The organism is Streptomyces zagrosensis, from assembly GCF_014203645.1.
Classification (GTDB): domain Bacteria; phylum Actinomycetota; class Actinomycetes; order Streptomycetales; family Streptomycetaceae; genus Streptomyces; species Streptomyces zagrosensis.
In genome coordinates, this window is the sequence record NZ_JACHJL010000008.1 from 201,085 (window position 1) to 224,230 (window position 23,146).

19 protein-coding genes and 1 riboswitch are annotated in these 23,146 nt (G+C 68.7%); of the genes, 9 read left to right on the forward strand and 10 right to left on the reverse strand.

The window, feature by feature from the left end; translation table 11 throughout:
* Positions 1–152: 152 nt before the first annotated feature.
* The 4 genes from FHS42_RS17335 to FHS42_RS17350 form a co-directional block, all read right to left on the reverse strand.
* Complete coding sequence (locus tag FHS42_RS17335) at positions 153–1,457, reverse strand: DUF1266 domain-containing protein (RefSeq protein ID WP_184573126.1); 1,305 nt, start codon at positions 1,455–1,457, stop codon at positions 153–155.
* 302 nt (positions 1,458–1,759) lie between these two features.
* Positions 1,760–3,046 (reverse strand): transglycosylase family protein, encoded by a 1,287-nt coding sequence (locus tag FHS42_RS17340; protein WP_184573127.1) that lies wholly within the window; start codon positions 3,044–3,046, stop codon positions 1,760–1,762.
* A 3-nt stretch (positions 3,047–3,049) separates the two neighbouring features.
* Positions 3,050–3,258: riboswitch (cyclic di-AMP (ydaO/yuaA leader) on the reverse strand.
* 563 nt (positions 3,259–3,821) lie between these two features.
* Positions 3,822–4,772, reverse strand: a complete 951-nt coding sequence (locus FHS42_RS17345; RefSeq protein ID WP_184573128.1) for an alpha/beta fold hydrolase — start codon at positions 4,770–4,772, stop codon at positions 3,822–3,824.
* Positions 4,773–4,968: 196 nt separating this feature from the next.
* Positions 4,969–5,547 carry a TetR/AcrR family transcriptional regulator gene (locus FHS42_RS17350; protein ID WP_184573129.1) on the reverse strand — a complete coding sequence of 193 codons (579 nt, stop codon included), beginning with the start codon at positions 5,545–5,547 and terminating at the stop codon, positions 4,969–4,971.
* 243 nt (positions 5,548–5,790) lie between these two features.
* On the opposite strand from FHS42_RS17350, the gene FHS42_RS17355 reads away from it, so the two are divergent.
* The 3 genes from FHS42_RS17355 (at position 5,791) to FHS42_RS17365 (ending at position 9,771) form a co-directional block, all read left to right on the forward strand.
* Positions 5,791–6,588 carry a Mut7-C RNAse domain-containing protein gene (locus FHS42_RS17355; protein WP_184573130.1) on the forward strand — a complete coding sequence of 266 codons (798 nt, stop codon included), beginning with the start codon at positions 5,791–5,793 and terminating at the stop codon, positions 6,586–6,588.
* Between the two features lie 184 nt (positions 6,589–6,772).
* Positions 6,773–8,755: a CocE/NonD family hydrolase gene (locus FHS42_RS17360; RefSeq protein ID WP_184573131.1), complete on the forward strand. Its 1,983-nt coding sequence runs from the start codon at positions 6,773–6,775 to the stop codon at positions 8,753–8,755.
* 209 nt (positions 8,756–8,964) lie between these two features.
* Positions 8,965–9,771 (forward strand): class I SAM-dependent methyltransferase, encoded by an 807-nt coding sequence (locus tag FHS42_RS17365; protein WP_184573132.1) that lies wholly within the window; start codon positions 8,965–8,967, stop codon positions 9,769–9,771.
* 61 nt (positions 9,772–9,832) lie between these two features.
* Here FHS42_RS17365 and FHS42_RS17370 read toward each other — a convergent pair whose 3' ends face one another.
* The 4 genes from FHS42_RS17370 to FHS42_RS17385 form a co-directional block, all read right to left on the reverse strand.
* Entirely contained in the window at positions 9,833–11,353 is a 1,521-nt protein-coding gene (locus FHS42_RS17370; protein WP_184573133.1) for a SulP family inorganic anion transporter, read from the reverse strand.
* Between the two features lie 483 nt (positions 11,354–11,836).
* Positions 11,837–12,427: a TetR/AcrR family transcriptional regulator gene (locus FHS42_RS17375; RefSeq protein ID WP_184573134.1), complete on the reverse strand. Its 591-nt coding sequence runs from the start codon at positions 12,425–12,427 to the stop codon at positions 11,837–11,839.
* A 64-nt stretch (positions 12,428–12,491) separates the two neighbouring features.
* Positions 12,492–13,889 carry an amidase gene (locus tag FHS42_RS17380; protein ID WP_184573135.1) on the reverse strand — a complete coding sequence of 466 codons (1,398 nt, stop codon included), beginning with the start codon at positions 13,887–13,889 and terminating at the stop codon, positions 12,492–12,494.
* Complete coding sequence (locus FHS42_RS17385; protein ID WP_184573136.1) at positions 13,876–14,085, reverse strand: hypothetical protein; 210 nt, start codon at positions 14,083–14,085, stop codon at positions 13,876–13,878. The genes FHS42_RS17380 and FHS42_RS17385 overlap by 14 nt, the downstream gene beginning before the upstream one ends.
* 312 nt (positions 14,086–14,397) lie before the next feature.
* On the opposite strand from FHS42_RS17385, the gene FHS42_RS17390 reads away from it, so the two are divergent.
* The 4 genes from FHS42_RS17390 (at position 14,398) to FHS42_RS17405 (ending at position 19,347) form a co-directional block, all read left to right on the forward strand.
* Entirely contained in the window at positions 14,398–15,333 is a 936-nt protein-coding gene (locus FHS42_RS17390; RefSeq protein WP_184573137.1) for an MBL fold metallo-hydrolase, read from the forward strand.
* A 337-nt stretch (positions 15,334–15,670) separates the two neighbouring features.
* On the forward strand, positions 15,671–17,872 hold the full coding sequence (locus FHS42_RS37200) for a protein kinase domain-containing protein (RefSeq protein ID WP_184573138.1): 2,202 nt from the start codon (positions 15,671–15,673) through the stop codon (positions 17,870–17,872).
* Between the two features lie 136 nt (positions 17,873–18,008).
* A complete protein-coding gene (locus FHS42_RS17400; protein WP_184573139.1) occupies positions 18,009–18,779 on the forward strand; it encodes an FHA domain-containing protein in 771 nt (256 codons plus the stop codon).
* Positions 18,780–19,002: 223 nt separating this feature from the next.
* Entirely contained in the window at positions 19,003–19,347 is a 345-nt protein-coding gene (locus tag FHS42_RS17405) for an MmcQ/YjbR family DNA-binding protein (RefSeq protein ID WP_184573140.1), read from the forward strand.
* Positions 19,348–19,418: 71 nt separating this feature from the next.
* Here FHS42_RS17405 and FHS42_RS17410 read toward each other — a convergent pair whose 3' ends face one another.
* Positions 19,419–20,228, reverse strand: coding sequence for an AAC(3) family N-acetyltransferase (locus FHS42_RS17410; RefSeq protein ID WP_184573141.1), 810 nt, complete (start codon positions 20,226–20,228; stop codon positions 19,419–19,421).
* A 326-nt stretch (positions 20,229–20,554) separates the two neighbouring features.
* On the opposite strand from FHS42_RS17410, the gene FHS42_RS17415 reads away from it, so the two are divergent.
* The gene (locus FHS42_RS17415) at positions 20,555–21,085 is read left to right on the forward strand and encodes a TerD family protein (RefSeq protein WP_184573142.1); all 531 of its coding nucleotides are present in this window, start codon (positions 20,555–20,557) and stop codon (positions 21,083–21,085) included.
* Between the two features lie 50 nt (positions 21,086–21,135).
* Here the strand turns inward: FHS42_RS17415 and FHS42_RS17420 are convergent, their stop codons facing one another.
* Positions 21,136–21,723 carry a CGNR zinc finger domain-containing protein gene (locus FHS42_RS17420; RefSeq protein ID WP_184573143.1) on the reverse strand — a complete coding sequence of 196 codons (588 nt, stop codon included), beginning with the start codon at positions 21,721–21,723 and terminating at the stop codon, positions 21,136–21,138.
* Positions 21,724–21,819: 96 nt separating this feature from the next.
* Between FHS42_RS17420 and FHS42_RS17425 the strand changes: the two genes are divergently transcribed.
* Positions 21,820–23,085 carry a cysteine desulfurase gene (locus tag FHS42_RS17425; protein ID WP_184573255.1) on the forward strand — a complete coding sequence of 422 codons (1,266 nt, stop codon included), beginning with the start codon at positions 21,820–21,822 and terminating at the stop codon, positions 23,083–23,085.
* Positions 23,086–23,146: the final 61 nt, after the last annotated feature.

Below are 23,146 nucleotides of genomic sequence, written 5' to 3' on the forward strand. Positions count from 1 at the left end.
CGTGAAGGGCGTGTTCGTCAACGACCCATCGAACACGCCCTAGCCACCGGGACCAGCAGCGCCACCAGGGCCACCAGCGCCACCAGCGCGGGAGGCCCAACCTGTCACTTCCGTTTACCGCACCCCGGAAGCGCCACCCGCCGGGCGAACCCTCACTTCCAGGGGACGTTCAACCATGGGCTGCCCGGGTCGGACATCAGGAGCCGGTGCGCGATGACCATGTCCTCGTACCACTCCCCGAACTCCTCCTCGTCGAAGTGCAGGCAACGCCCCAAGATGTACGCGGCGGAGAAGTCCTCCCAGGAACGGTAGTTGGCCTGGCAGCGGCGGCCCGCGCGCAGCACCGCCTGCTCGGTCTCCTGGACGGTGCAGTAGCGGGCGCCGAGACCCCAACGGGCCATGCCGGACGCGCGCCCGTAGTCCCAGGCCTCGACGGACCGGACGAATTTGCCGGCGGCGAGCAGCCCGTCCGCGCGGAACCTGGCTTCGTAGCGGGTGATGCGGCCGATCAGCCGCCCGACCCCGGCGACCTGGGAGCGCACCTCGGCATCGCTGCGGGGCTGGGCCATCGTCACGCCATCGGGAGTGAGGTGGGGCTCGGCCACCTCGGCGGCGTGCTGCCACAGCGCCCGCTCCGCCACCTGCCGCCAGTGGTCCACGGCGACGGCACCCGCGAAGTCAAGTGCGAGCGAGCGGCGGATGCCGAGCGTGAACTCCCACACCGGGCTAATCATTTCGGCACAGAGCAGGAGTTCTTGGGTGCGCTGCCAGTCCTGGCGGGAGGCGACGCCCCACCACTCCTTGAGTCGGTCTCGTTCGGCCGTGTAGCCGCCGCCGTGGTACGCCAACGCGTTCCACAACTCGCCGTTGTTGACGAACAGCAGCGCCCCGCAGGCGAGTCCGTGGGCCACCGGGCCATGCAGCGGTCCCCCGACGAACAGGGTGCGCAGTGCGCGGTGCGGCTGGACGGCGTCGGCGACGCGTTCCACGTGTTGCTGCCACAGTGCGCGGTGGCCCGGCGTGGTCGAGAAGTACGCCTCGCACGGGCTGCCTGGATTGACCGCGAGCCACGGCGGGTCCTTCGCGCCCCAGACCCGCGCGTACCAGCTCAGCGAGCCGGAGTGATAGACCGGATCTTCGACCGGCGCGGGGAGCATGCCCTCGGTGTATACGGCGAGGCAGTCCGTGCGGGTACGCGCATCGTGGTAGGGCGTGAAGACCACGGTGTCGGGATGGGCGTCCACGCGTGCCCGCGAGTCGGCGACGAACAGGTCGCTGCGGGCCAGCACCGCGAAGTAGCGGGTCCAGTCGCCGTGCGTCTTGGCCTCATACAGTTCCTGCTCGATGGCGCTGGGCGCCTGCCACGGCGGCGGCTGCTCCTGCGGCCGCGCCTGCGCTGCCGCGCCGCTCTGCGGGTGTGGGCCGTCATCAGCGCGCGGCGGATCACCGCCACCCATCGGGCCACTGACGCTCCGCACAGGAATACCAACGCTCCGTGTGGGGACCCTGTCATCGTGTTTGGGACCGGCACCGCCCGGCTTCGCGGGTTTCTCCCCGTTCCACAACCCCATAAGGGGGAACTCTACCGAGCGCCCTCTTCGGCGCCCGAAATGCGTCCCGGTGCCAGGCACCGCATCGAAACGCCGATGTGCCCCTCCGCGCGAGCGTGGAGGGGCACATACGGGTGGTGCGGGCTCGCTGTGCGGCAGCCGTCAATCAGTAACTGATCAGCGGCGACAGTCAGCAGCCGGGCGCTTCCTTAGAGGCTGGCGCCCTTGGCACGCAGGTACGCGACCGGGTCAACGTCCGAGCCGTAGCCCGGGCCGGTGCGCACCTCGAAGTGCAGGTGCGGGCCGCTGCTGTTGCCCGTGGTGCCGGACAGACCGATCTGCTGGCCGGCGGTGACCGACTGGCCCGCCGAGATAGAGAGCTGCGACAGGTGTGCGTACTGGCTGTAGTGGCCGTCCGCGTGGCGGATGACGACCTGGTTGCCGTACGAGCCGCCCCAGCCTGCGGAGACGACCTGGCCGGCGCCGATGGCCTTGATGGGGGTGCCGGTGGCGACCGGGAAGTCAACGCCGGTGTGGTAGCCGCTGGACCAGCTACCGCCCGCCTGGTGGTAGGGGGTGCCCATGGCGGTGTTGGCCACAGGTGCGGTGAAGCCGGTCGCCGAGGGGGCCTCGGCCTTCTGCTTCACCGGCGCGGGCAGGGTCTGCGGCTTCGGGGCCGACTGCTGCTTGGGGGCCGTCGGCTGCGCAGCCTTCGGGGCGGCCTTCGGGGCGGCCTTCTGCTGCGGAGCCGGTGCGGAGCCGCCACCGGACAGCTTGAGGTGCTGGTTCGGGAAGATCAGGTTCGGGTTGCCGCCGACGACGTCCTGGTTGCGGTCGTAGACGGCACGCCAGCCACCGCTGACGTCATGCGCCTGGGCGATCTTGAACAGTGTGTCGCCGGAGCGCACGGTGTACGAGGTGGACGCCGTGGAGCTCTCGGCACGCGGAGCGGGCTTGCTCTCAACCTTGGGAGCAGCCTTGCTCTCAATCTTGGGGGCGGCCTTGGGGGTGGCCTTGGGGGCGGCCTTGGGGGCGGCCTGCGGCGCGGGGCGGGAGTTACGGGTGGTGTTCGCCTGCTGCTCGCGGGCACCGTCGGGCGCGATCTGCGGAGCCGGGCCACCGGAGGTCAGGCCCGCCTTGACGGAGCACACCGGCCAGGCACCCGGGCCCTGCACCTTCAGGACCTTCTCGGCGATGGCGATCTGCTGGTCCTTGGTGGCCAGGTCGGCGCGCGGCGCGTAGGTCGTGCCGCCGAACGCGCGCCAGGTGCTGTCGGTGAACTGGAGGCCGCCATAGAAGCCATTGCCGTTGTTGATGCTCCAGTTACCGGTGCTCTCGCACTGGGCGACCTTCTCCCAAACATCCACCGAAGCGGCGTTGGCCTGGGTGGCGCCCAGGAAAGGAATGGCGAGGCCTGCGCCGCCAGCCGTCAGCGCGATGGAAATGCGCGCGAGACGACGGGGACTGAGGCGGCTGTGGCGTGCACTGTGAGACATAGGGGTATCCCTCTCCTATGCCTACGAGGTGAGCTGTCGGATTCGGGCTGGAGTTGCCCGGACGTGTTTTCAGCGGCGTACGCCGCAACACGTCTTCACCCCAAGCCGACCGCGCTGACGCACGGTGCGGCACTTACCTGGTTCCCCCGCTCTTGCCGTCATGACTGTGGGGTTTCTCCGCAGCCAGCGGCAAGATTCGGCATTCCGGCTGCGGATACCCGCCTTCGTTTCAGCGGGAGCGCAAACAAAACACATTCATTTCCCGGACGACAAGCCTGAGTCGCCCGGCAAAGATCGATTAAGGCGATAGCTCGCGATGCGAGATAACGCTATGCATGGGATCTATCCCCCACGGCGATGACGCCGCAGCCTTCGGCAAGACGAGTTCCCCCGTCTGGCGGGGGCTTGACGAAAAACGAGGATCACCCGAACACGGCGCGTTACAGATCAACAAGGGCCGCCCGTGAGCTACACCACAACGTGCGAGAAGTCCGAATGGTCCGTTTCTAATTGATCTTTCCTGGCCGCTCGATGGGGGTCTCGATGCCCGAGGCGGGAGATTCACCGCCGCGCGCCGCGCCCATGGCTGCTCGCGACCCTCGTCACATCCCCATCTGAGAACACGCGAGGAAGGCCCGCCAGGTTGCCTCGTCCCCCCATATTCCTCGTCCGCCAATCGCCGAACCGATCCGCCGCCAACCCCCGCCCTGGCCTTTCACCAGGGGTATCGGTAGGGAGCCGGCGCTCGATACGGCTCCCTACCGGGATGGGGCGACTATCGACCCCCAGCCGGTGTGGAGTCCGCCGCGAAGAACGCCGCCAGTTCGCGCACCACTATTTGCGGCTGCTCCTCCGGTACGTAGTGGCCGCTCCCCTTGACCTCGACGACGCGAATGTCGGTGCCCTTGTCGGCACCCATCTGCGCGCGCAGCGCGGGATAGCTGGTCTCGCCCGCCAGCGTCAGCACAGGAAGCGTCACCGGGTCATAGCTGGCCAGGTCGGTGATGTCCTGCCGCATCGTCTGGTACCAGCCGTTGCCCGCACGGATGGCGTCACGGGTGTCGTAGGCGTGTGCGTAGATGCGCCGCGCGTCCTCCTCCACGGAGTCCTGGTCGAGCAGCATGTGCCCGTACAGCCAATCGATCACCGGCCGGAAGCGCCCGACCAGCAGTTCCTCGGGGAGGCCACGCACCTGGTTGAACGCGAACCACCACGGATATCCGCCGCTGCCGTGCGCGAGGGCCGCCGCCTGCTCGTCGGAGCCGGGCAGCATGCCGATCTCCAGCCAGGAAGCGTCGGGCACTCCCAGATCGATGGTGACCAGGCGACGTACGGACTCCGGATGATTGGCGGCCAGGTGGTAGCCGAGCGAGGCGCCAATGTCATGCCCGGCGACGAACGCCGCATCGTGGCCCAGGTGCCGGATCAGTTCGTGGATGTCCCGCGCCATGGTGCGCTTGTCATAGCCGGACTCGGGCTTGTCCGAGCCGCCCATGCCACGGAGATCGACGGCGGTCACCCGGAAGGTACGCGCCAGCGCGGGCAGCACCTTACGGAACTGCCACCACGTCTGCGGCCAGCCACCCAGCAAGATCAGCGGCGCGCCACTGCCGCCGGTCACATGGTGCAGCCGTACGCCGTTGACATCGGCGTACGCGCTGACGAAGTCGCCCTCAAGGGAGGCGGCCAACTCGGCATCGGTGGGTACGGGGCGCGGTGCGGTCATCACGTCATCCTTTTTCTTGAATGTTCGGTCAAGTAAACGGGCAGGTACACGGGCGACAGTGCGCACAGGATGCGAGAGGAGACAGGGCAGAGCGGGAAGACGGAGGAGGAAAGAGAGCAGGAGAGAAAGGAGGAAAGGAGCGCTACCCGGGGCAGCACGAAGGTGTTTCACCTGACCCCAGGGACCGGCCGTACGCTCAGTCGAGGAGGGTCAGCGCCCGCTCCACGGTGTCATCGAGGAAGCGCTGCCGTACCGGGGTCTTGCCCACTACGCGGATGCCCTGGAGCAGCGTCACCAGGAACCTGGCGAGCGAGGCCGGGTCCTTGTCCTGAGCCAACTCCCCCTCTGCCCTGGCCCGTACGAGCGCTCCCATGATGGCGGTCTCCAAGGTTTCCAGGGAGGCGGCCACCCGCCGGCTCGCCCCCTGGTCCGCGGGCAGTTCGACCGCGGTGTTGGTCATCAGGCAGCCCTTGTGGTCGGCGTCCTTTAGGGCACTTTCCGCGTAGTAGCGGACCATGTCGCGTACTGCTGCGAGCCCGGAGCCGGCCCCGGACAGTCGGCCGACGATGGCTTCCCTGGCGTCCTCGCCATAACGGTCCATGGCCTTGAGGTAGAGCTCGCGCTTGCCGCCGAAGGTGCCGTAGATGCTGCCCCGGCCGAGGCCGAGGTGCTCCACCAAGTCCTGCATGGAGGTGGCCTCGTACCCCTTGCGCCAAAACAGATCCATGGCCGCTCGCAGCGCGGCGTCCGGGTCAAATTCCTTGGTCCTACCCATGGGGTCAGACCTTACTCGATCTTGACCGTTCATTCAAGAAACAAGGTAGGAGCTACAGCGGACGCTCGCGCATCCTCCGGGCACGGCCGCAACCTGCCGAACTCCTGCGCCGAGTTGAAGCCTTGCGCGATGTCGGTGGCGCAGAGTCGATGGTGCTGGGCTGGTGGCGCTGAGTTGGTGACGCTGGGTCGGCTGGCTGTGCGATGTCGATGGCGTAAGGGACCCGGTGGCATGCTGACCTCCGTGAACGCACGACCACGCATCCAGCTCACGATCGCCCCCGAACTACGCCACTTCGTCGCCCCCGACCGCAGAGACGGGCCCTTCCCTGTCACCACCGATGGGGCATCCTCACTCGGCCACGTGGTGGAGTCCGTCGGCGTGCCACTGACCGAGGCCGGCGAACTGCTGGTCGATGGCCGCCCAGAGCCCGTCTCGCGGGTGCCAAGAGCAGGCGAGTGCGTGGAAGTACGCGGCGTACAACGGCCCCAGTCGGTGCCGGGCGCGCCGCTGCGGTTCCTTCTCGATGTCCATCTGGGCACCCTCGCGCGCCGGATGCGGCTGCTGGGGATCGACGCCGCCTACGAGAACCAGGACATCGGCGACGCGGCACTTGCCACGCTGTCGGCGGCCGATCGCCGAGTTCTGCTCACCCGTGACCGCGGCCTCCTGCGGCGGCGAGAGCTATGGGCGGGGGCGTACGTATACAGCGACCGCCCCGACGAACAACTCCGGGACGTGCTCAGCAGGTTCGCACCGCAGCTCGCGCCATGGACTCGATGCAGCGCATGCAACGGGCTCCTGGTCGAGGCGGCCAAGGAGTCCGTGGGCGAGCGCCTTGAGCAGGGGACGCGCAGCACCTACGACGTCTTCGCCCAGTGCACGGCGTGCCAGCGGGTGTACTGGCCTGGTGCCCACCATGCGCGACTGGAGGCCATCGTGGCCGATGCATTGCGCGAGTTCGCGCCGCTGCTCGGGCGGCGCCCGAAGCCCGCAGGTCCACTGTCGGGGCCGCCGGATGCCGGGCCGGCGGCGCCATAAGACACCGCTGCCGACCGCCACCCGCACGCCTCCGCACGCTGGCGCAATTCCCTAACACCAGGGGTTTTAGCCGCACACCAGCGACCCGGGAGACGATCCCCCATCGACAGTGGACGATCTCTCTCAAGCGCGCACGCGCCGACGTGAAGTCGCAGCGTTGCAGCGTTGCAGCAAGGAGGCCCGTGTGCTCAGCTCACGATGGCGCCGGGGCATGGTCACCGCGACAGCGGTGACGACGTCCCTCGCCGCCCTCGCCATCGGCCCGGCACTCGCCGATGGGACCGGTGCGTCCGACAAGCCCTCGATCAAGGTCGAGGATGGCCGTACGCAAGCGGCGTTCTCCTACCGGGACGCCATTCGCGAACACATCATGGTGCAACTCACCGTCGATAGCGACCGCGATGGAAAGCTCGACCGCGCCGGCGTGGACGTCATCCGGCCCAAGGAAACCGATCAGGGCCTCAAGGTCCCGTCAATCATCGAGTCGAGCCCGTACAACGACACCGTGGGCCGCGGCTTTGAGGCGGAGAAGAAGTCCTGGGACGCCGCCGGCAACCCCGTCACGTTCCCGATGCACTACGACAACTACTTCGTGCCGCGCGGCTATGCGATCGTCCAGGTGGACACCACGGGCACGGCCACGTCGGACGGCTGCTTCACCGTGGGAGGTGACAGCGATGTCGCGGCGAGCAAGGCGGCCGTTGACTGGCTGAACGGCCGTGTGAAGGGCTACCGCGCCGATGGCAGCGAGGCGAAGGCCGACTGGTCAACCGGCAAGTCCGGGATGATCGGGAAGTCGTTCGACGGGACGCTGGCCAACGCCGTCGCCGGCACCGGCGTGGACGGCCTGGAGACGATCGTGCCGATCTCGGCCGTCAGTTCCTGGTACGACATCACCCGCTCCAACGGTGCGAAGCACTGGGAGGGTTTCAGCCAGTACCTCTCCACCGCGTTGGACACCGATCCGGACGCGAAGTGCCAGGCGGTGCGCGAAGATCTGGCGGCCGGTGAGGACGATGCGACCGGCAACTACAACGCGTACTGGCACGAACGGAACTACGTCGCCAAGCCCGCACCCGAGATCGGCCACGTCACGGCGAGCGTGCTGGCGGTGCACACCTTGAACGACCAAAACGTGCGGCCCAACCAGTTCAGCCGGTGGTGGGACGGGCTGAAGCAGCAGGGCGTGCCGCGCAAGTTGTGGCTTGGCCAGTACGGGCACACCGACGCCTTTGACTTCCCTGGCCGCCGCGACCTGTGGCAGGACACCCTGCACCAGTGGTTGGACTATTGGCTGCACGGGGTCAAGAACGGGATCATGGACGAGCCCCGGGTCGATCTACAAACCGGGCCCACCCGGTGGACCACCCAGTCCGACTGGCCCGCCCGCACGTCGTCGGTGCCGCTGTACCCGGGCGCCAACGGCTCGCTCGGGCTCCGCCCCGCGCCCAGCGGTGCGCAGTCATTCACTGACCTCAAGGTCAGCGAGGCGGACCTGATCACCGACCCGACGACCACCAAGCCCGGCCGACTCGCCTACGTCAGCCAGCCGTTGACCAGCGCCGCCCGGCTCTCCGGGACTCCGGCGGTGGACATCAAGCTCACGCTGGACAAGCCGACGTCCAATCTGACGGCGATGCTGGTGGATTACGGCGAGGACGAGCGGATCGACGTCACCCGCAACGAGCCACAAAACGACCTGCACGACGGCGTCCAGCTCGTTGCCGAAGAGAGCTGCCACGGCGAAAGCACCGCCGAAGACGATGCCTGTTACCGCAAGGTCGTCAATGTGACGGCGCGCAATGCCGTCCATGTCATCGCCCGCGGCTCGATGGACGCACAAAACCACACGTCGCTGAGCCATCCCCGCCCGCTGACGCCGGGCCAGAGCTACCAAATCCGCTGGCAGACGCTGCCCAACGACTACGAGATCAAGCCCGGCCACCGGATCGGCCTCGTGCTCGCCGGCACCCCCGCCGAGTATTTGTACTTCGAGACCGCCACCGGCGCGAAGGCGACGGTGGACCTACCCGGCAGCAAGATCAGCATTCCGGTGGTGGGCTCCACGCTGACCGGCGCCAACTTCGCCCCGGCGGAGCGCGCCAGCAAGCCATGGCGCGGGCCGAGCACCGCACCGCGCCCACCGCGGCCGACGCTGCCGCACTGACGACCGGCACGCACAACGAACAGGTCATCTCGCGCGCCAGCGTTCCGCTGCCCTGCCCTGCCCTGCCCTGCCCTGCCCTGCCCTGCCCAAAGCGTGTCGCTCTACCGCCGACGTGCGGCCCGGTCAGCTCCGTGGCCGGGTCTCACTCGCACGGGTGCCGCTGGCGCGAGTCGCACAGAGTGGAGCCAACCGGGCGTAGCGTTGCATACATGACGAAAATCAACCTCAAGGGCGAGAAAGCCACACTCCTCCCCACCTTGTACGGCAGGGCGCTCGACTCCCAGTCGCCCGACTCGATCCTGCACGACACCATGGCCTACGAGGCCGTTCAGCAGCTTGAGTTCGACTTCTCCCTGGTGGGCCTGCGGCGCGGAGACGATACCTCGATCGCGCTGCGGGCCCAGCACCTCGACGACTGGGTGCGCGAGTTCCTTGCAGCGCACCCCGAATCGGTCGTGCTGCACCTGGGCTGCGGCCTCGACACCCGAGCGTTCCGCATCGACCCGGGCCCTTCGGTCCAGTGGTTCGACGTGGACTATCCCGAGGTCATCGACCTGCGCCGGCAACTCTTCCCGGACCGCCAGGGTTGTGAGGCCATCGGCTCGTCGGTGACCGACCCGATGTGGCTCGCCGAAATCAAGGGCGACCTGCCGGTACTCGTGGTCGCCGAGGGCCTGTTCATGTACCTCAAGGAGGACGAGGGCAAGGAGTTGGTACGTCGCATCCTGGACCACTTCCCCAGTGGTCAGCTCGTCTTCGACGGCCTGAGCAGGCGCGGCGTACAACTCCAGAAGCTGAACAAGGCGGTGCAGGCCGCCAAGGCGAAGGTGTACTGGGGCTTTGACAGCTGCGCGGAGTTGGAGGCGATCGACTCCCGGCTGCGGTGCGTAGCGTCCATGAGCGCCTTCGAGCTCCACAACGACAAGCTGCCCACGAGCTTTCGGCTGACGGCCAAGGTGTCCAAGGTCTTCACGGGCATGAAGAACCTCGCCGTCTTCTACCGGATGGAATTTTGAGCCCGGGCTCTCGTCGAGCGAGCCGGGGCGGGCTGCGGGCGGCTTGTCCGGGACTCGGGTCTCAGTGGCCCGAGGTGAGTCGTCCGGCCAGCTTGCCGTGCATCTCGGCGCTGGGCTCGTTGAGGCCGACGATGGTGACCTTCTTGCCGCGCTGCTCGTACTTGTTCTCTATCGCGTCCAGGGCGGCCACCGACGAGGCGTCCCAGATGTGCGCGTCGGTCAGGTCGATGACCACGTCGTCGGGATCGTTCGCATAGTCGAACTGGTAGACGAGGTCGTTGGAGGAGGCGAAGAACAGTTCGCCGGTGACCGCGTAGACGACCTGATGGCCCTGTGGATCGACCACCGAGGAGACCTGCGCCAGGTGGGCCACGCGCTTGGCGAAGATCGCCATGGCGGTGAGGGAACCCGCGATGACCCCGATCGCGAGGTTGTGGGTGGCCACCACGCAGCCAACGGTGACGACCATCACGAGGGTCTCGCCGAGCGGCATCCGCTTCAGGGTCTTCGGTTGGATGGAATGCCAGTCGAAGGTGGCGACCGAGACCAAGACCATGACCGCGACCAGCGCCGCCATGGGGATATCGGAGACCACGGGCCCAAAGACGATGCACAAGACCATCAGGAAAGAGCCGGCCAAAAACGTGGACAGCCGAGTCCTTGCGCCCGAGGTCTTCACGTTGATCATGGTCTGGCCGATCATGGCGCAGCCGCCCATGCCGCCGAAGAAGCCGGTGACGATGTTGGCCACGCCCTGGCCGATGGACTCGCGGGTCTTGCCCGAGCGGGTGTCGGTGATGTCGTCCACCAACTTGGCGGTCATGAGCGACTCCATCAGCCCCACCAGTGCGAAGGCGAAGGCGTAGGGGGCGATGGTGGTCAGCGTGTCCAGGGTGAACGGCACATCCGGCAGGCCCGGCACCGGCAGCGAGGAGGGCAGCTCGCCCTTGTCCCCCACCGTGGGTACCGCGATGCCGGCGGCCACGGTGATGACGGTCAATATGACGATGGACACCAGCGGGGCCGGGACGGTCTTGGTGACCTTCGGAAAGAACACCATGAGCGCCAGTCCGCCAGCGATCAGTGGATAGACGGGCCACGGAACGTCGTGCATCTCCGGCACCTGGGCCATGAAGATCAAAATAGCGAGGGCGTTGACGAAGCCGACCATCACGCTGCGCGGCACGAAGCGCATCAGCTTGGCCACGCCAAGGCCGCCCAAAACGATTTGGATGATGCCGCCGAGAATGACGGCGGCGACCAGGTAGCCGAGGCCGTGCTCACGGTTGAGGGGGGCGATGACCAGGGCTATCGCGCCGGTGGCCGCGGAAATCATGGCCTTGCGCCCACCGACGAAGGAGATGACGACGGCCATGGTGAAGGACGCGAAGAGACCGACGCTCGGATCGACATCGGCGATGATCGAAAAGGAGATGGCCTCGGGGATCAGGGCCAGGGCCACCACCAGACCAGCAAGGACCTCGGTGCGGAAGACCTTGGGCGAGGCGAGCCAGTCGGGCCTGCCGGTGTGCTGGGAAAGACGGGCGCGCAGGGTGGGGACTGCGGACAGCGGTGAAGGCATGCAACCGTTTCTGTTCGGGCGCACGCGTCCGTGCGCTGGAGGCCTACGCGTCGCACTCAACCCCGTACGGGGTGCGGACTCACCGGTGATACGGCCTCGATACGGGCCCTGCCGGTAGGAATGGCGCCATCCGAAGCCCTCCGCTCCGGATGAGCGGTGCAGGCTCCGTTGGCTGCCGGCCGGGCATCATGGCCCGGAACCCTGTGGAAGCCGGCGCCGGCCTCATCGGGGCCGACGCGTTGGCGGGGCCGTCCCGCTCCGCTAGCGTCGGCGATGGCCCTCGAAAAAGTCTACCTTGGCGTAAGGGCAGCGCACGATCTACGGCTTGTGAAGTGGCGTACGCAGCGTCTCCAGCCCTGCACCCGCTCCAGCCCCGCAGCGTCTCCAGCCCCGCACCCGCTCCCGGCTCGCTCTCGCTCCCGGCCCGCACCCGCTCCCGGCTCGCTCCCTCAGGTCACCACGCCGTGGGGCGCCGCACCGCCTTCACTGCGGCCCACGGCGCGAAGACGGGGAGTCGAGCGCGGTGAGTACGGCGTGCACGAGGTGCTCGGCGTAGTCGGCGCCCAACAGGCCCGGGCGGAACAGGATGCGGTACATCATCGGCGCCACCACGTGGTCCATGACGACTTCCACGGTGGGGATGGCCTCGGCGCGCCCCAGCGCGCGGGACAAGATGGCCTCGACCTGGTCGGCGGCGTACACCGAGCACTGCCCGGCGTTGCTGCCGTCCGGATCGCCAAGGAGCGCGTCGCGGATGTAGGCCCGGCCCGATGGGGAGCCCATCTCTTCGAGGAACTGCTGGGCCCAGGTGGTGAGGTCCGCGTGCAGACTGCCGTGGTCAACGGGCGGCTCTTCGGGGCGCAGCCGCTCGACCGCCACATCCGAGAGGAGTTCGCGCAGGTCACCCCAGCGGCGGTAGATGGTCGAAGGCGTGACGCCCGCGCGGGCCGCGATCGCCGGGACGCTCAGCGCCGCGCGGCCCTGCTCGGCTTCGAGTTCCCGCACGGCAGCGTGCACCGACTCCTGTACGCGGGCGCTGCGTCCGCCGGGGCGGGCCATCGGCTTGGGGCTCATGACGTCACCTTAATGCGACATAGTTGCGTCTGATCCGCGCGTGCGCGTCCATCTGATCAGGGCTTCAGGCCAGCACCGCGGCCGGTACGGCGGGAGCACCGTAGGCCGCTTCGTATGCCTGGCCGACGCGCAGCAAGGTGGCCTCGGCCAGCGGGGCGCCCATGAGTTGCATGCCGATGGGCAGGCCCGCGCCGTCGCGGCCGACCGGTAGCGTCAGCGACGGCATGCCGGTGATGTTCGCGGGAGCGCTGAGCCTGACATAGGCGTCCGAGACGCCTTCCACCGTGCCGTCTTGCCACTCGACGCTCTCTTGACCCGCCATGGCGGCCGTCATCGGCACCGTGGGCGCGGCGATCACATCGACGCGCTCGCGCACCTGGGCCCATTCTTGGCGCATGAGGGTACGAGCGCGCTGGGCCCGCAGATAGTCGCCCGCCGTGACCAGTTCCCCGGCCTCCAGGAGGACCCGGATGTCCGAGCCGTACAGCCCGGGAACCGATCGCATCGTCCACTCGTGGTAGGCGCTCGCCTCCGGAACCATCAGCCCCCAGTGGGTGGCCAGGACATAGCGCGCCATGGGGATGTCCACCTCGACGAGCTCGGCACCCAGCTCCCGTAGCCGCTCGATGGCGCCACGCACCGCAGCCTCGACCTCGGGGGTGACCCGCTCGAAGTAGTAGGTGGCCGGCACGCCGACCCGCAGCCCCCGCAGTCCCCCGTCCGCCGGGAGGACGTCGCTGGCCGGGCCCGTGCGCAGGCTGGCCGGGTCCCGGGAGTCATGGCCCGTCAACGCGGCGAGCACGAGCGCGGCGTCCTGGACGGTGCGGGTGAGCGGGCCGACGTGGTCCAGGGACCAGGACAGCGGAGTCACACCGTGCCGGGGAAGAAGACCGTAGGTGGGCTTGAGCCCGACGAGGCCGTTGAGCGCCGCGGGGACCCGGATGGAGCCTCCGGTGTCCGTGCCCAGCGCGAAGGTGGCCGCTCCCGCTGCCACCGCGACCGCCGAACCACCGCTGGACCCACCCGCGACACGACCGTGATCCCAGGCGTTTCGCGATTGCGGGGTCGTCAGCCCGTAGGCGAACTCATGCGTATGCGTCTTGCCCACGAGAACCGCGCCGGCCTCGAAGAGCCGCGCCGCCACCGTGCTGTCCGCCTCGGCCATGTGGTCGGCTCGGACGCGTGAGCTGGCCGTGGTCGGTAGCCCAGCAACGTCGATGAGGTCCTTCAAGCCGAAGGGGACGCCGTGGAGCGGGCCACGGTGTCGGCCGGCTGCGATCTCGCGCTCCGCCTGCGCGGCTGCGTGCCGCGCCGCGTCGCCGACCACGCTGACGTAGGCCCCAAGTCGCGCATCGACGGCGGTGATGCGCTCCAGTACGGAATGGGTCAGCTCACTCGGTGAGAGTTCCTTGGTCCGGATGGCGGCGGCTGCTTCGGTGAGGGTCAGCTCAAAGGGTTGCATGCGTCGCCTCCCACGGTGCGGCGTAGACGGCCGCAGGCGGCGTTTCGCCGAAGTCCAGTTCGCGCAGGGTGCCGATCACCGCGTGGATGTGCTGCGCGGTGGCGGCCACGGCGCCATGCCGCTCGTCGGCCAGGGGGAGCCCGGCGCGAAGTGCCCAGCGGGCGGCCTCCTGCGGGGTGAGTTCGGGGGTGTCCATGGGTGTCCCTTCGTCCGGCGGGCGCTGCCGGGTGGCACGGGGTGCGCCACCTTCTCGGCTAAAGCGAAGAGTTTGCTTTAGCTGAGAGTAGGGGCTAGCGTCACCTAAAGCAAATAGTTAGCGTTTATTGCAGATACGGGCTCCGCTCACCGCGCGGCTCCCACACCACCTCGGCAGCGCGTCCGCGCCACCCGGGTGCCACGCCTGCCGCCCCCATAACCGGCCCGGCGATCCACAACGCGCCGCCGCACCGCCGCCGTCCAGCGCCGCCCGTCCAGCGCCGCAGGACGGGCTCAAGAAAGGACCTGCCGAATGTCTCGCCACACCACGCCCGCACCCGCCGCCGAGAGCCCCGTCTGGAGGCTCGGAGACCTCCGCATCCACCGCATCGACGAGGTGACCCTGCCGGCACAGACCGGCCCTTGGCTGCTTCCATCGGCCACGGCCCACGTGGTCGATCAGGCCCCCTGGTTGCGGCCCGACTTCGCCGACGACGCCGGCATCCTGCGGCTGACCAGCCAGAGCTTCGCCGTCCAGGTGGGCGGGGTACGGGTTTTGGTGGACACCGGCATCGGCAATGGCAAAACACGGGCCAACCCCGCCTGGGACCACCTCGACAGCGACTACCTGGCGCGCCTGGAAGCGGCCGGGTTCCCGCCCTCGACCATCGACCTCGTGATCCTCACCCACCTGCACACCGACCACGTCGGCTGGAACACCCGGGCGGATGGCGGCGAGTGGCGCCCCACCTTCCCCAACGCCCGCTATCTGACGGCCAGGGCCGAGTGGGACTACTGGGCGACGGTGGACATGGACGACGCCAGGCGACAGATGTTCGCGGACTCCGTGCACCCCATCAAGGACGCCGGTCTCCTCGACCTCATCGACGTCCCAGCCACCGGCGCCGACGTCGCCCCCGGCCTGCGACTGATCCACACGCCGGGACACACCCCCGGACATCTTGCCGTGGAACTCCGCAGCGCCACCGCCACCGCCCTCATCACGGGCGACTGCGTCCACCACCCCGTACAACTCCTTGACCCGGCCATTACGAGTTGCGTGGACACCGACCCGCGCCAGGCGGCAGCCACCCGCCGCCGCCTACTCACCGAACTGGCCGGCACCGACACCCTGTTGCTCGGCACCCACTTCCCCGCGCCCACCGGCGGTCTGGTGACACCCGATGGCAAAAACGGCTCCTACCGGCTCATCCCCGTGCCCCCGACACCCGCCACCGGCCCAGCCTAGGAACCAACGAGCCCCGGATGAGGCACCAACAGGCCGCGGCCAAGGGGGAGTCGCCCCGGCGCACATCTGATCGCCGTTGCGCGCCCCCCATGCGCCCGTCTCGCTCCCTGGGCCGCGCGGCGTCCACCGTATGGACAACGCGGGCCCGTTGCCCACCTCGTACGGCGTGAAGCCACCGGACGCCTGGGATCAACGGGTACGTAACGTACGCGCCCGCCACGCAGGAGCGTTTCTGCGTCCATCGAATGCTGTCGAAGTGGCTTGACCCGGTGCCCGTACGCAGTACCTTCGGTGCGCACAACCGACTACGGTCGGTTTCGGATTGAGGGGAAGCACAGTGCGCCTGGACCATCACGGCGATGAACGGTACCGACTCAAAGACGGTCCGATTCCCGGTGGGAGATCCGAGGTGTGGCTGGCCCGCGACACACAGTTGGGCCAGGACGTCGCGCTCAAGCGGGCCCGGATCGAGGACAACAGCTCGGCCGCATTCGAGCGACTACAAGCCGAGGCACGGGCATTGGCCCGGTTTCGCGAACACCCCCATGTAGTGACCCTCTATGACGCCGTGAGGGTGGGCGAAGGCGCGGACGCCGAGTGCTGGCTCGTCATGGAGTACGCGTCCGGCGGCAGCCTGGTCGGGCGCCCTGCGATGAGCCCGCAAAAGGCCGCGAAGATCGGCGCCCAGATCGCATGGGCGCTCGTCGCCCTGCATGCGTCGGGCATTGTGCACTGCGATGTGAAGCCGGGGAACATCGTGCTCAGCGACGGCGAGACCGCCAAGCTGACCGACCTGGACTCGGCACACCGCGTGGGTGGCACCGAGACGATCACGTGCAACCAGAGCGTCTCGTACACCCCGGACTACGCCGCCCCCGAGGTGGTACGCGGCAACCCGGTGCGCGCGTCGGATGTGTTCTCGCTCGGGGCCACCGTCTACGAGCTGATCGTCGGCCGGCCACCGCGCCATGACGGCGCCGACTCCTGGTCGGATGACGGCGGCAGTGGTGGTGGGGGCGCACCCTCCCCTCGCTCCGGCGCAGGGAGCGCGGGCGCCGGCTCCACCACGGAGTTCCTGGGGCACGGCGACGAGCAGACCAGCCCTCAGCCGTCCGAGGACGCCGAGGGTGATGAGCGGGTGCGGCGGTGGCGATACCAACACGGTGTGGTCCGGCTCGATGGTGATGTCGGGCCGCTGCGTGAGCTCCTGCACGCGATGCTCGCGACCGAGCCGGCGAACCGGCCCACCGCCAGCGAGGTAAGGAAACGCTTTCAGCAGGTCGCGGGGGACATTGGCGTATCGGCGCCGGACGCTGCCGAGCCCCCATCGGCGGACGCCAACGAGCCCTCGCCACCGGGCGTCGCCGAGGCCGCATCATCGGGCGCCGGCAAGACCGCACCGCCGAATGCCAGCGAGCCCCACGCACCGGACGCCGCTGATCCCACAGCTCCCGGCGACACCAGCGTCGGGTCCCGGGGGGGCGACAGGACTGGATGGCTGCGCAACGTCGCCGGGCCCGTTCGACGCCATCCCTGGGTCACGACCGTGGCGGCGCTGGCCGTCACCGCACTGGGCGCCATCGGCCTCCCTTCGCTCCTGTCGAACGACGGGAACACCAGCAACGACGCCAACGACGGGAACACCGGCGCACATTCGGCGCCTCCGGCTGTCTCGCATGAACCGGATGGCCCGCGTGCTACCGAACCGCGTGCGGCCGACCCGTGCGGCCTGGCCGACCCCCGCGCGCTCAGCCGCTTCGGGAGCGCTCAACTGGACAACGACTACGGGAACTTCGAGCGCTGCGACATCATCGTCGAGCGCGGCAATGACACCGTGGTGGATGTGAAGGTGGAGCTCGCCAGTGGCCTCCCGTCCGACCTCACGTCCCCCACCCGCAAGATGGGCACGGTCGATGTGGTGACCATGCCCGCGGAGAGCGCCGAGTGCGAACGGGTGCTACTGCCCGGCGGTGACGCCAAGTTCGGCGTGTACATCACCGTCAACGAGGACAAGGACAGGCCGGCCCCACTGTGCGAGATGGCCGATGCCGCCGTCCGCTACGCGGCGCAGCAACTCAACAAGGGGCCAGTGCCGCCCCGTACCGCCGAGCCAGCGGCCGACTCGCTGGTACGGAAGGACGCGTGCACGCTGCTTGACGCGAGGGCGCTGTCCATCATCCCGGGCATCGACGCGGACGACCCGGACGTCGGGTACGGCAACTGGGAATGCGACTGGCACAGCAGCACCAGCGACATCGTGGCCGCGCTGCGCTTCGACCGCGGGCAGCCGTTGACCGCGTCGGACGGCCGTCGCACTCAGCTCGGCGGGCGCCCCGCCTTCGTCTCGCCGAAGGAAGAGGGGCCGGACACCTGCCTCGTACGGGTGGAACACCGGGCCTACTCCGATCACGACGGCCAGCGGGCTATGGAGATGCTGCATCTCGTCGTCAGCGGATCACAGCCCACGGACGAGCTGTGCACCATGGCTACGGAACTTGCCACCTCGGCCGCCGCCGAACTCCCGCAGACTGTGGCGTAGCCACGGAGCTTCCCCCGCGGCGGCCGAAGTGGTGTGCGGGAGCACTCGTCCTTTGTAGCGGGCCCGTCCCGGGAGGGGTCCCGAACTGGCCGCGGCACAGTGGGACCCTGTCCATCGACCGATCGAGGAGGCCGTGATGAACAGTCGCGACAGCCTGGCCCGCGGGGCCCCACCAGCCCGGCCCGGCACCCTTCACGCACGGTCCCTGTTGGGCAGCGTGCGGGCCAGGCCCGAGCCGGGCTGCGTGCTGCGGTTCGGCCGCACCGGACCGCCCGAAGTGGAGCTGGCCGTGGGCGACAACGACCTGCGCGTGAGCCGCCGGCACGGCGAGCTGACCTATCGCGACGGTGCATGGTGGCTGCGCAATCACGGCCAGCAACTCGTGCGCCTGCCGCGCGGGCAGTTGATGCACGCAAGCACCGATCCGATGCCCATAGGGGTCGGCTATACCCCGCTGTTCGTCAAGGGTTCGGGCCATCGGGAGCATCTGGTGGAGCTGTACGTCACGGACTATGGCGAACCGGCCACCCCGCGGCAGCGCGCCACGACGCTGCCGCCCAAGCGGTGGACCCTCCAGGATGACGAGCGCCTGGTCCTGGTCGTGCTCGGTCAGCGCTACCTCCTCTACGAGCCGGAGCCGCGCCCCCTGTCCTACCGACAGGCCGCGGCCGAGCTGACCTACCTCTCGGGCGGGGTGCGCTGGGGGGTGAGCAAGGTCGCGCACAAGGTCGAGGACGTACGGATGCGGCTGTCGCGGAGCGGGGACTTTCCGCACGAATTGCGCCGGGACGAGCCGGACGGGCCGAGCGACAACACGCTGAAGCACAACCTGCTCAAGGGCCTGGTGGAATCGACGACCCTGGTTCCGCCAGATCTGGCGCTGCTGGAGCAGGAGCCATCCGACTGACGGGGCGGCGGAGCGCGCGCCGCCCCGTGGCGTTACGCGCGCCCCCGCGCCACCCTGTGCGGTCGGCCTTACGCACCCGATGAGGCCGGCCGCACGCTGCACCCGGCGCGATCGGCGTGGCCCGCCCTTCGGGGCCGACCGGCTCGGGCTGGTCGCGTCGGCCGACTCACGCACCGGGGGTGCCCTGCACGCGCCCGCTGACCGGCGTGATTACCGTATGGCCATGACCGATTCCCATGATGTCCGTCGTATCGCGCTCTCCCTGCCGGAGACAGTGGAGAAGCTGGCCTGGGGCATGCCCACCTTCCGGGTCGCAGGAAAGATGTTCGTCACCATCCCCGATGACGAGACGTCGTTCGCCGTGCGGTGTCCGATGATCGAGCGCCAGGAGTTGATCGCGGCCGAACCTGCGAAGTTCTGGGTTCCCTCGCACGAGGCGAGCTCCCACTGGGTACGGGTGCGGCTTGCCGCCCTCGACGACCAGGCGGAACTGGGCGACATCATCGTGGACTCGTGGCGGCAGGCCGCTCCCCCACGGCTCTTGGAGGAGTTCTCTCCGACCGCCTAGCGCCCCTTATCTACCGATAAGGGAAAGACAAGCGCTCCATAGAAACGGCTACACGCCCCAGCCCGGCAACGTCAGGTCGCGTCCGTACGCGGCCGATGCTTGGTCAGCCAGGTCGCGGCGTACGCAACCGCGTCAGCCAGCGGGAAGAGCCGGGCGTGCGCCGCGCCCACCATGCCCCGTACCACCGGATGCGCCTGCTCGAAGGCCGCACCCAGTTCGTCGAAGCGGTCCTCGGTGATGGACACCTCGCGCACGGTCATCCAGCGCCGGCCGGCCGGAGTCATGACGGCGAAGGCGTTATCGACCTGCGGCGCGGGAATGCGGTATTCCGCCAGGTGGAACGCCGTGCAGGACATATAGCCCGCGCCCAGGAGCAGGACCCGCGCCCCGGCCTCTTCGAGCCGGGCGAGCGGGCTGCGCTCGCCGAGCCGGCAGTCCAGCGCATGGCCCTCGACGATGGCGGCGGCACGCGGACCCACGGCCGCGAAGGAGGTCTGCGGGTGGGAGCTGCGAACGGCCCCCGGCCAGTTGCGGACCAGCTCTGGGACCACTCCCACGCCGAAGGTAGGCGTGGTGCGGGGGTCGTAGGCCGGCATCGCGGCGCGAATCTGCGCCCACCAGGTCTCGGGCACGGGCGGGTTGCTCCAGTGCGTTGGGTCCGAGTTGTCGCTGGTGTGCGTCGGCACCACCAACGTGCCGTCGGTCCCCAGAACATCGAGCAGCGCCCGCACGACGTCGGGGCCCCCGCCGCAGACCCAGCCGAGCGAGCTGAGGGAGGAGTGCACGAGCAGGGTCTCGCCGGGTCGTACACCCAAGGTGCGCAGTGCGCGAGCGAGCGCATCACGTGTACACAGCGGGCCCGTTTGGAGCGCCTTTGACATAGTCAGCGAGTCTGCCCGGTCCAGGTCTCGCGGACCAGCGGATTTCGCCACCCCCGCCACCCCCGCCGCACCCCGCCCAAGCGCCGCATCCAGCCCAAGCCCCGCGCCCCACGTTCCGAACGCCGCACCGGCCGGCCCTGCCCCACCAGCCGGCCCCCACCAGCCGGCCCCCACCCGCCGGCCCCCGCCTGACGGCTCTCGCATCGAGCCAGCGGCCGGACGGCATTCTCACCGCAGCCCATGGCCCGTCAACTCCCCGGGCTGGCGATACCCTTACGTCACGAGGCGTATTTCCAGTGCAACTCAGCTCCGTGGAAGGGAATTCCGTGAGCAGTCTCAACAAAGGGCTGAAGAAGGTCGAGGTGGCCCTCAAGTGGGACCCCAGCCCCGCGGGCGAACCGGTCAATGATCTCGACATCATCGCGGCGACCTATTCCGCCGATGCGCCGTACGGGAAACCCGGGTACCTCGTGCACTTCGGCAGCCGCTCGCCCGATGGCACCATCACCTTGAACCGGGACAGCCAGACCGGTCAGGGCTTTGGCATGGACGAGGTCATGACGTTGGAGCTCGACCGGCTCGCGGACTCGTACGTGCGGGTCGTGGTCGGCGTGGTCATCCAACAAGGTGGCGGCCGAAAGACGTTCGGAGAGGTGGAGAGCACCCTCATCCAGATACAGGAGCGGTATACCACCCTCGTACACAATGACTTTTCCGGTGTTCCGGAGGCCACGGCGGCCACCATCGCGGAAATTTTCCGGGACGAGTCGGGAGAATGGGAGCTTCGGGAGATCGTGCAGGGCTTCGACACCGAGCCCGTGGGATTCGCGGAGCTGATGGGCCAGCGGATTCCCTGAGCCGACTGCGGACATCTTCCCGGGCCGAATGCGTCAGCCCACCATCTTGGTCACAGACCCTTGCGGGCCGCGTAGTGTCGCGCGGCCCGCACTCTGTTTCCGCACTTCGTGGTGCACCAGCGGCGGGCCGCGTGCGAGCGCAGAAACCAGCGAGTACAGCCGCGCGCCCCGCACTCCGCGAGTTGGGCGGCGTCCTGGCCGATCAGCAGCTCCGTACCGTCCTCGGCGAGGAGCGAAAGCGCGGCACCGGCCGGATTGCCGGAGTCCGGTTCATCGGCACGGCGTGGCTCGCCGGCGATCCACACCAGCCGAGGCGTGGGAGGCGCCGCGGCGAGCGAGGCGTTCAGCGTGTCCAGGCTCGCCTGCGGGGGCGCGGTGTGCGCCGCGTAGGCCGTGAACAGCTCGCGTAGCGCCTCGCGCAGCGAACGGAGCCTGCCAAGCTGCCGGCCGGCCAACGCGACGCGGTCTGGTAGCAGTTCATGTCGCACCAACCACAGGTGCGCGGCCTCCGTGTCCTCCAACAGGTCCACCGGGCCATGGCTCACCGTGAAGCGCGTGTTCACCAGGGCGAGCGAGGCGAAGCGCTCCTCGCCGGGCACCGGGAGCTGATGGAGGTAGTACGGGGCATCGCTATCCATCGCCTCATGGTAACGGTTGCACTTCCCCGTGAGGAGGTCTAGCTTTTCTCACGGTAAATAATATGAGAGTGCGTGAGAACTCAGGGGGTCCCCACCGTGGCCATCGACGTTGACAAGCTCCGCGACGACTTTCCGATCCTGCAACGGACGATGGACAGCGGTGCGCGGCTCGTCTACTTGGACTCGGGCGCCACCACCCACAAGCCCCTTCAAGTGCTGGACGCAGAACGCGACTTCTATCTGACCCGCAACGCCGCCGTGCACCGGGGTGCGCATCAACTCGCCCAGGAAGCTACGGAGGCGTACGAGGATGCTCGGCACACCGTCGCGGGCTTCATCGGTGCGGCCGATGACGAGATCGTGTTCACCAAGAACGCCACCGAGGGCATCAATGTCGTCGCCTACGGGCTGGGCAACGCGCTCGCGGACAACGGCGGTGGCGACACGGGAATCTCGCCCATTGGCCCTGGCGACAAAATCGTGGTCACGGAGATGGAGCACCACGCCAACCTGGTGCCCTGGCAACAACTCGCCGCGCGGACCGGCGCCAAACTCGACTGGTTCCGGCTGACCGATGAGGGGCGTTTGGACCTGGATGACCTGGACCGGTTGGTCGATGAGAGCACCCGAGTGGTGGCCGTCAGCCATCAGTCCAATGTCCTGGGCACCATCAACCCGCTGCGAACGATCGCTGATCGGGCGCACGCGGTGGGCGCGTATCTGGTGGTGGACGCCGCTCAGTCGGTGCCGCACCGCCCCGTTGACGTCACCGCGCTCGGGGCCGATTTCCTGGCCTTTTCCGGGCATAAGATGCTCGGCCCCAGCGGGGTGGGCGTGCTGTGGGGCCGCCGGGAACTCCTTACCGCCCTGCCGCCCTTTCTGACCGGCGGGTCGATGATCGAGGTCGTCGAGATGGATCACTCGACGTTCTTGCCGCCGCCGCAGCGCTTCGAGGCGGGCGTGCCGATGGCGGCTCAGGCGGTGGGGCTCGGCGCCGCCGTGCACTACCTACAGGCGCTTGGCATGGACGAGGTCGCGGCACACGAGGACGCACTGACCGCCCGCGCCCTGGAGTTGCTGGGCGAGATCCCGGGCGTACGCATCATCGGCCCGCGCGACCTCACCGATCGGGGCTCGGCCGTGTCGTTCACCGTGGACGGCGTCCATCCGCACGACGTCGGGCAGGTGCTGGACGAACGCGGCATCGCCGTGCGCGTGGGTCATCACTGCGCGCGCCCCATCGTCCGCCGCTTCGGCATTCCGGCCACCACCCGGGCGACGTTCTACGTGTACAACACGCTAGGCGAGGTGGACGCGCTGGCGAACGGGGTACGCGCGGCCCAGGCGTACTTCCGGTCGTAACGCGTGGCAGCGCGATCTGCCGCACTCGTGACAGTGCAACCTCCGCCGGCAGAATCCGTTG

Bases quoted from the DNA above. Each gene is read 5' to 3' on its own strand.
- FHS42_RS17335 (WP_184573126.1), bottom strand. From the start codon at position 1,457: ATGGGTGGCGGTGATCCGCCGCGCGCTGATGACGGCCCACACCCGCAG.
- FHS42_RS17340 (WP_184573127.1), bottom strand. From the start codon at position 3,046: ATGTCTCACAGTGCACGCCACAGCCGCCTCAGTCCCCGTCGTCTCGCG.
- FHS42_RS17345 (WP_184573128.1), bottom strand. From the start codon at position 4,772: ATGACCGCACCGCGCCCCGTACCCACCGATGCCGAGTTGGCCGCCTCC.
- FHS42_RS17350 (WP_184573129.1), bottom strand. From the start codon at position 5,547: ATGGGTAGGACCAAGGAATTTGACCCGGACGCCGCGCTGCGAGCGGCC.
- FHS42_RS17365 (WP_184573132.1), top strand. From the start codon at position 8,965: ATGACGAAAATCAACCTCAAGGGCGAGAAAGCCACACTCCTCCCCACC.
- FHS42_RS17370 (WP_184573133.1), bottom strand. From the start codon at position 11,353: ATGCCTTCACCGCTGTCCGCAGTCCCCACCCTGCGCGCCCGTCTTTCC.
- FHS42_RS17375 (WP_184573134.1), bottom strand. From the start codon at position 12,427: ATGAGCCCCAAGCCGATGGCCCGCCCCGGCGGACGCAGCGCCCGCGTA.
- FHS42_RS17380 (WP_184573135.1), bottom strand. From the start codon at position 13,889: ATGCAACCCTTTGAGCTGACCCTCACCGAAGCAGCCGCCGCCATCCGG.
- FHS42_RS17385 (WP_184573136.1), bottom strand. From the start codon at position 14,085: ATGGACACCCCCGAACTCACCCCGCAGGAGGCCGCCCGCTGGGCACTT.
- FHS42_RS17390 (WP_184573137.1), top strand. From the start codon at position 14,398: ATGTCTCGCCACACCACGCCCGCACCCGCCGCCGAGAGCCCCGTCTGG.
- FHS42_RS17400 (WP_184573139.1), top strand. From the start codon at position 18,009: ATGAACAGTCGCGACAGCCTGGCCCGCGGGGCCCCACCAGCCCGGCCC.
- FHS42_RS17405 (WP_184573140.1), top strand. From the start codon at position 19,003: ATGACCGATTCCCATGATGTCCGTCGTATCGCGCTCTCCCTGCCGGAG.
- FHS42_RS17410 (WP_184573141.1), bottom strand. From the start codon at position 20,228: ATGTCAAAGGCGCTCCAAACGGGCCCGCTGTGTACACGTGATGCGCTC.
- FHS42_RS17420 (WP_184573143.1), bottom strand. From the start codon at position 21,723: ATGGATAGCGATGCCCCGTACTACCTCCATCAGCTCCCGGTGCCCGGC.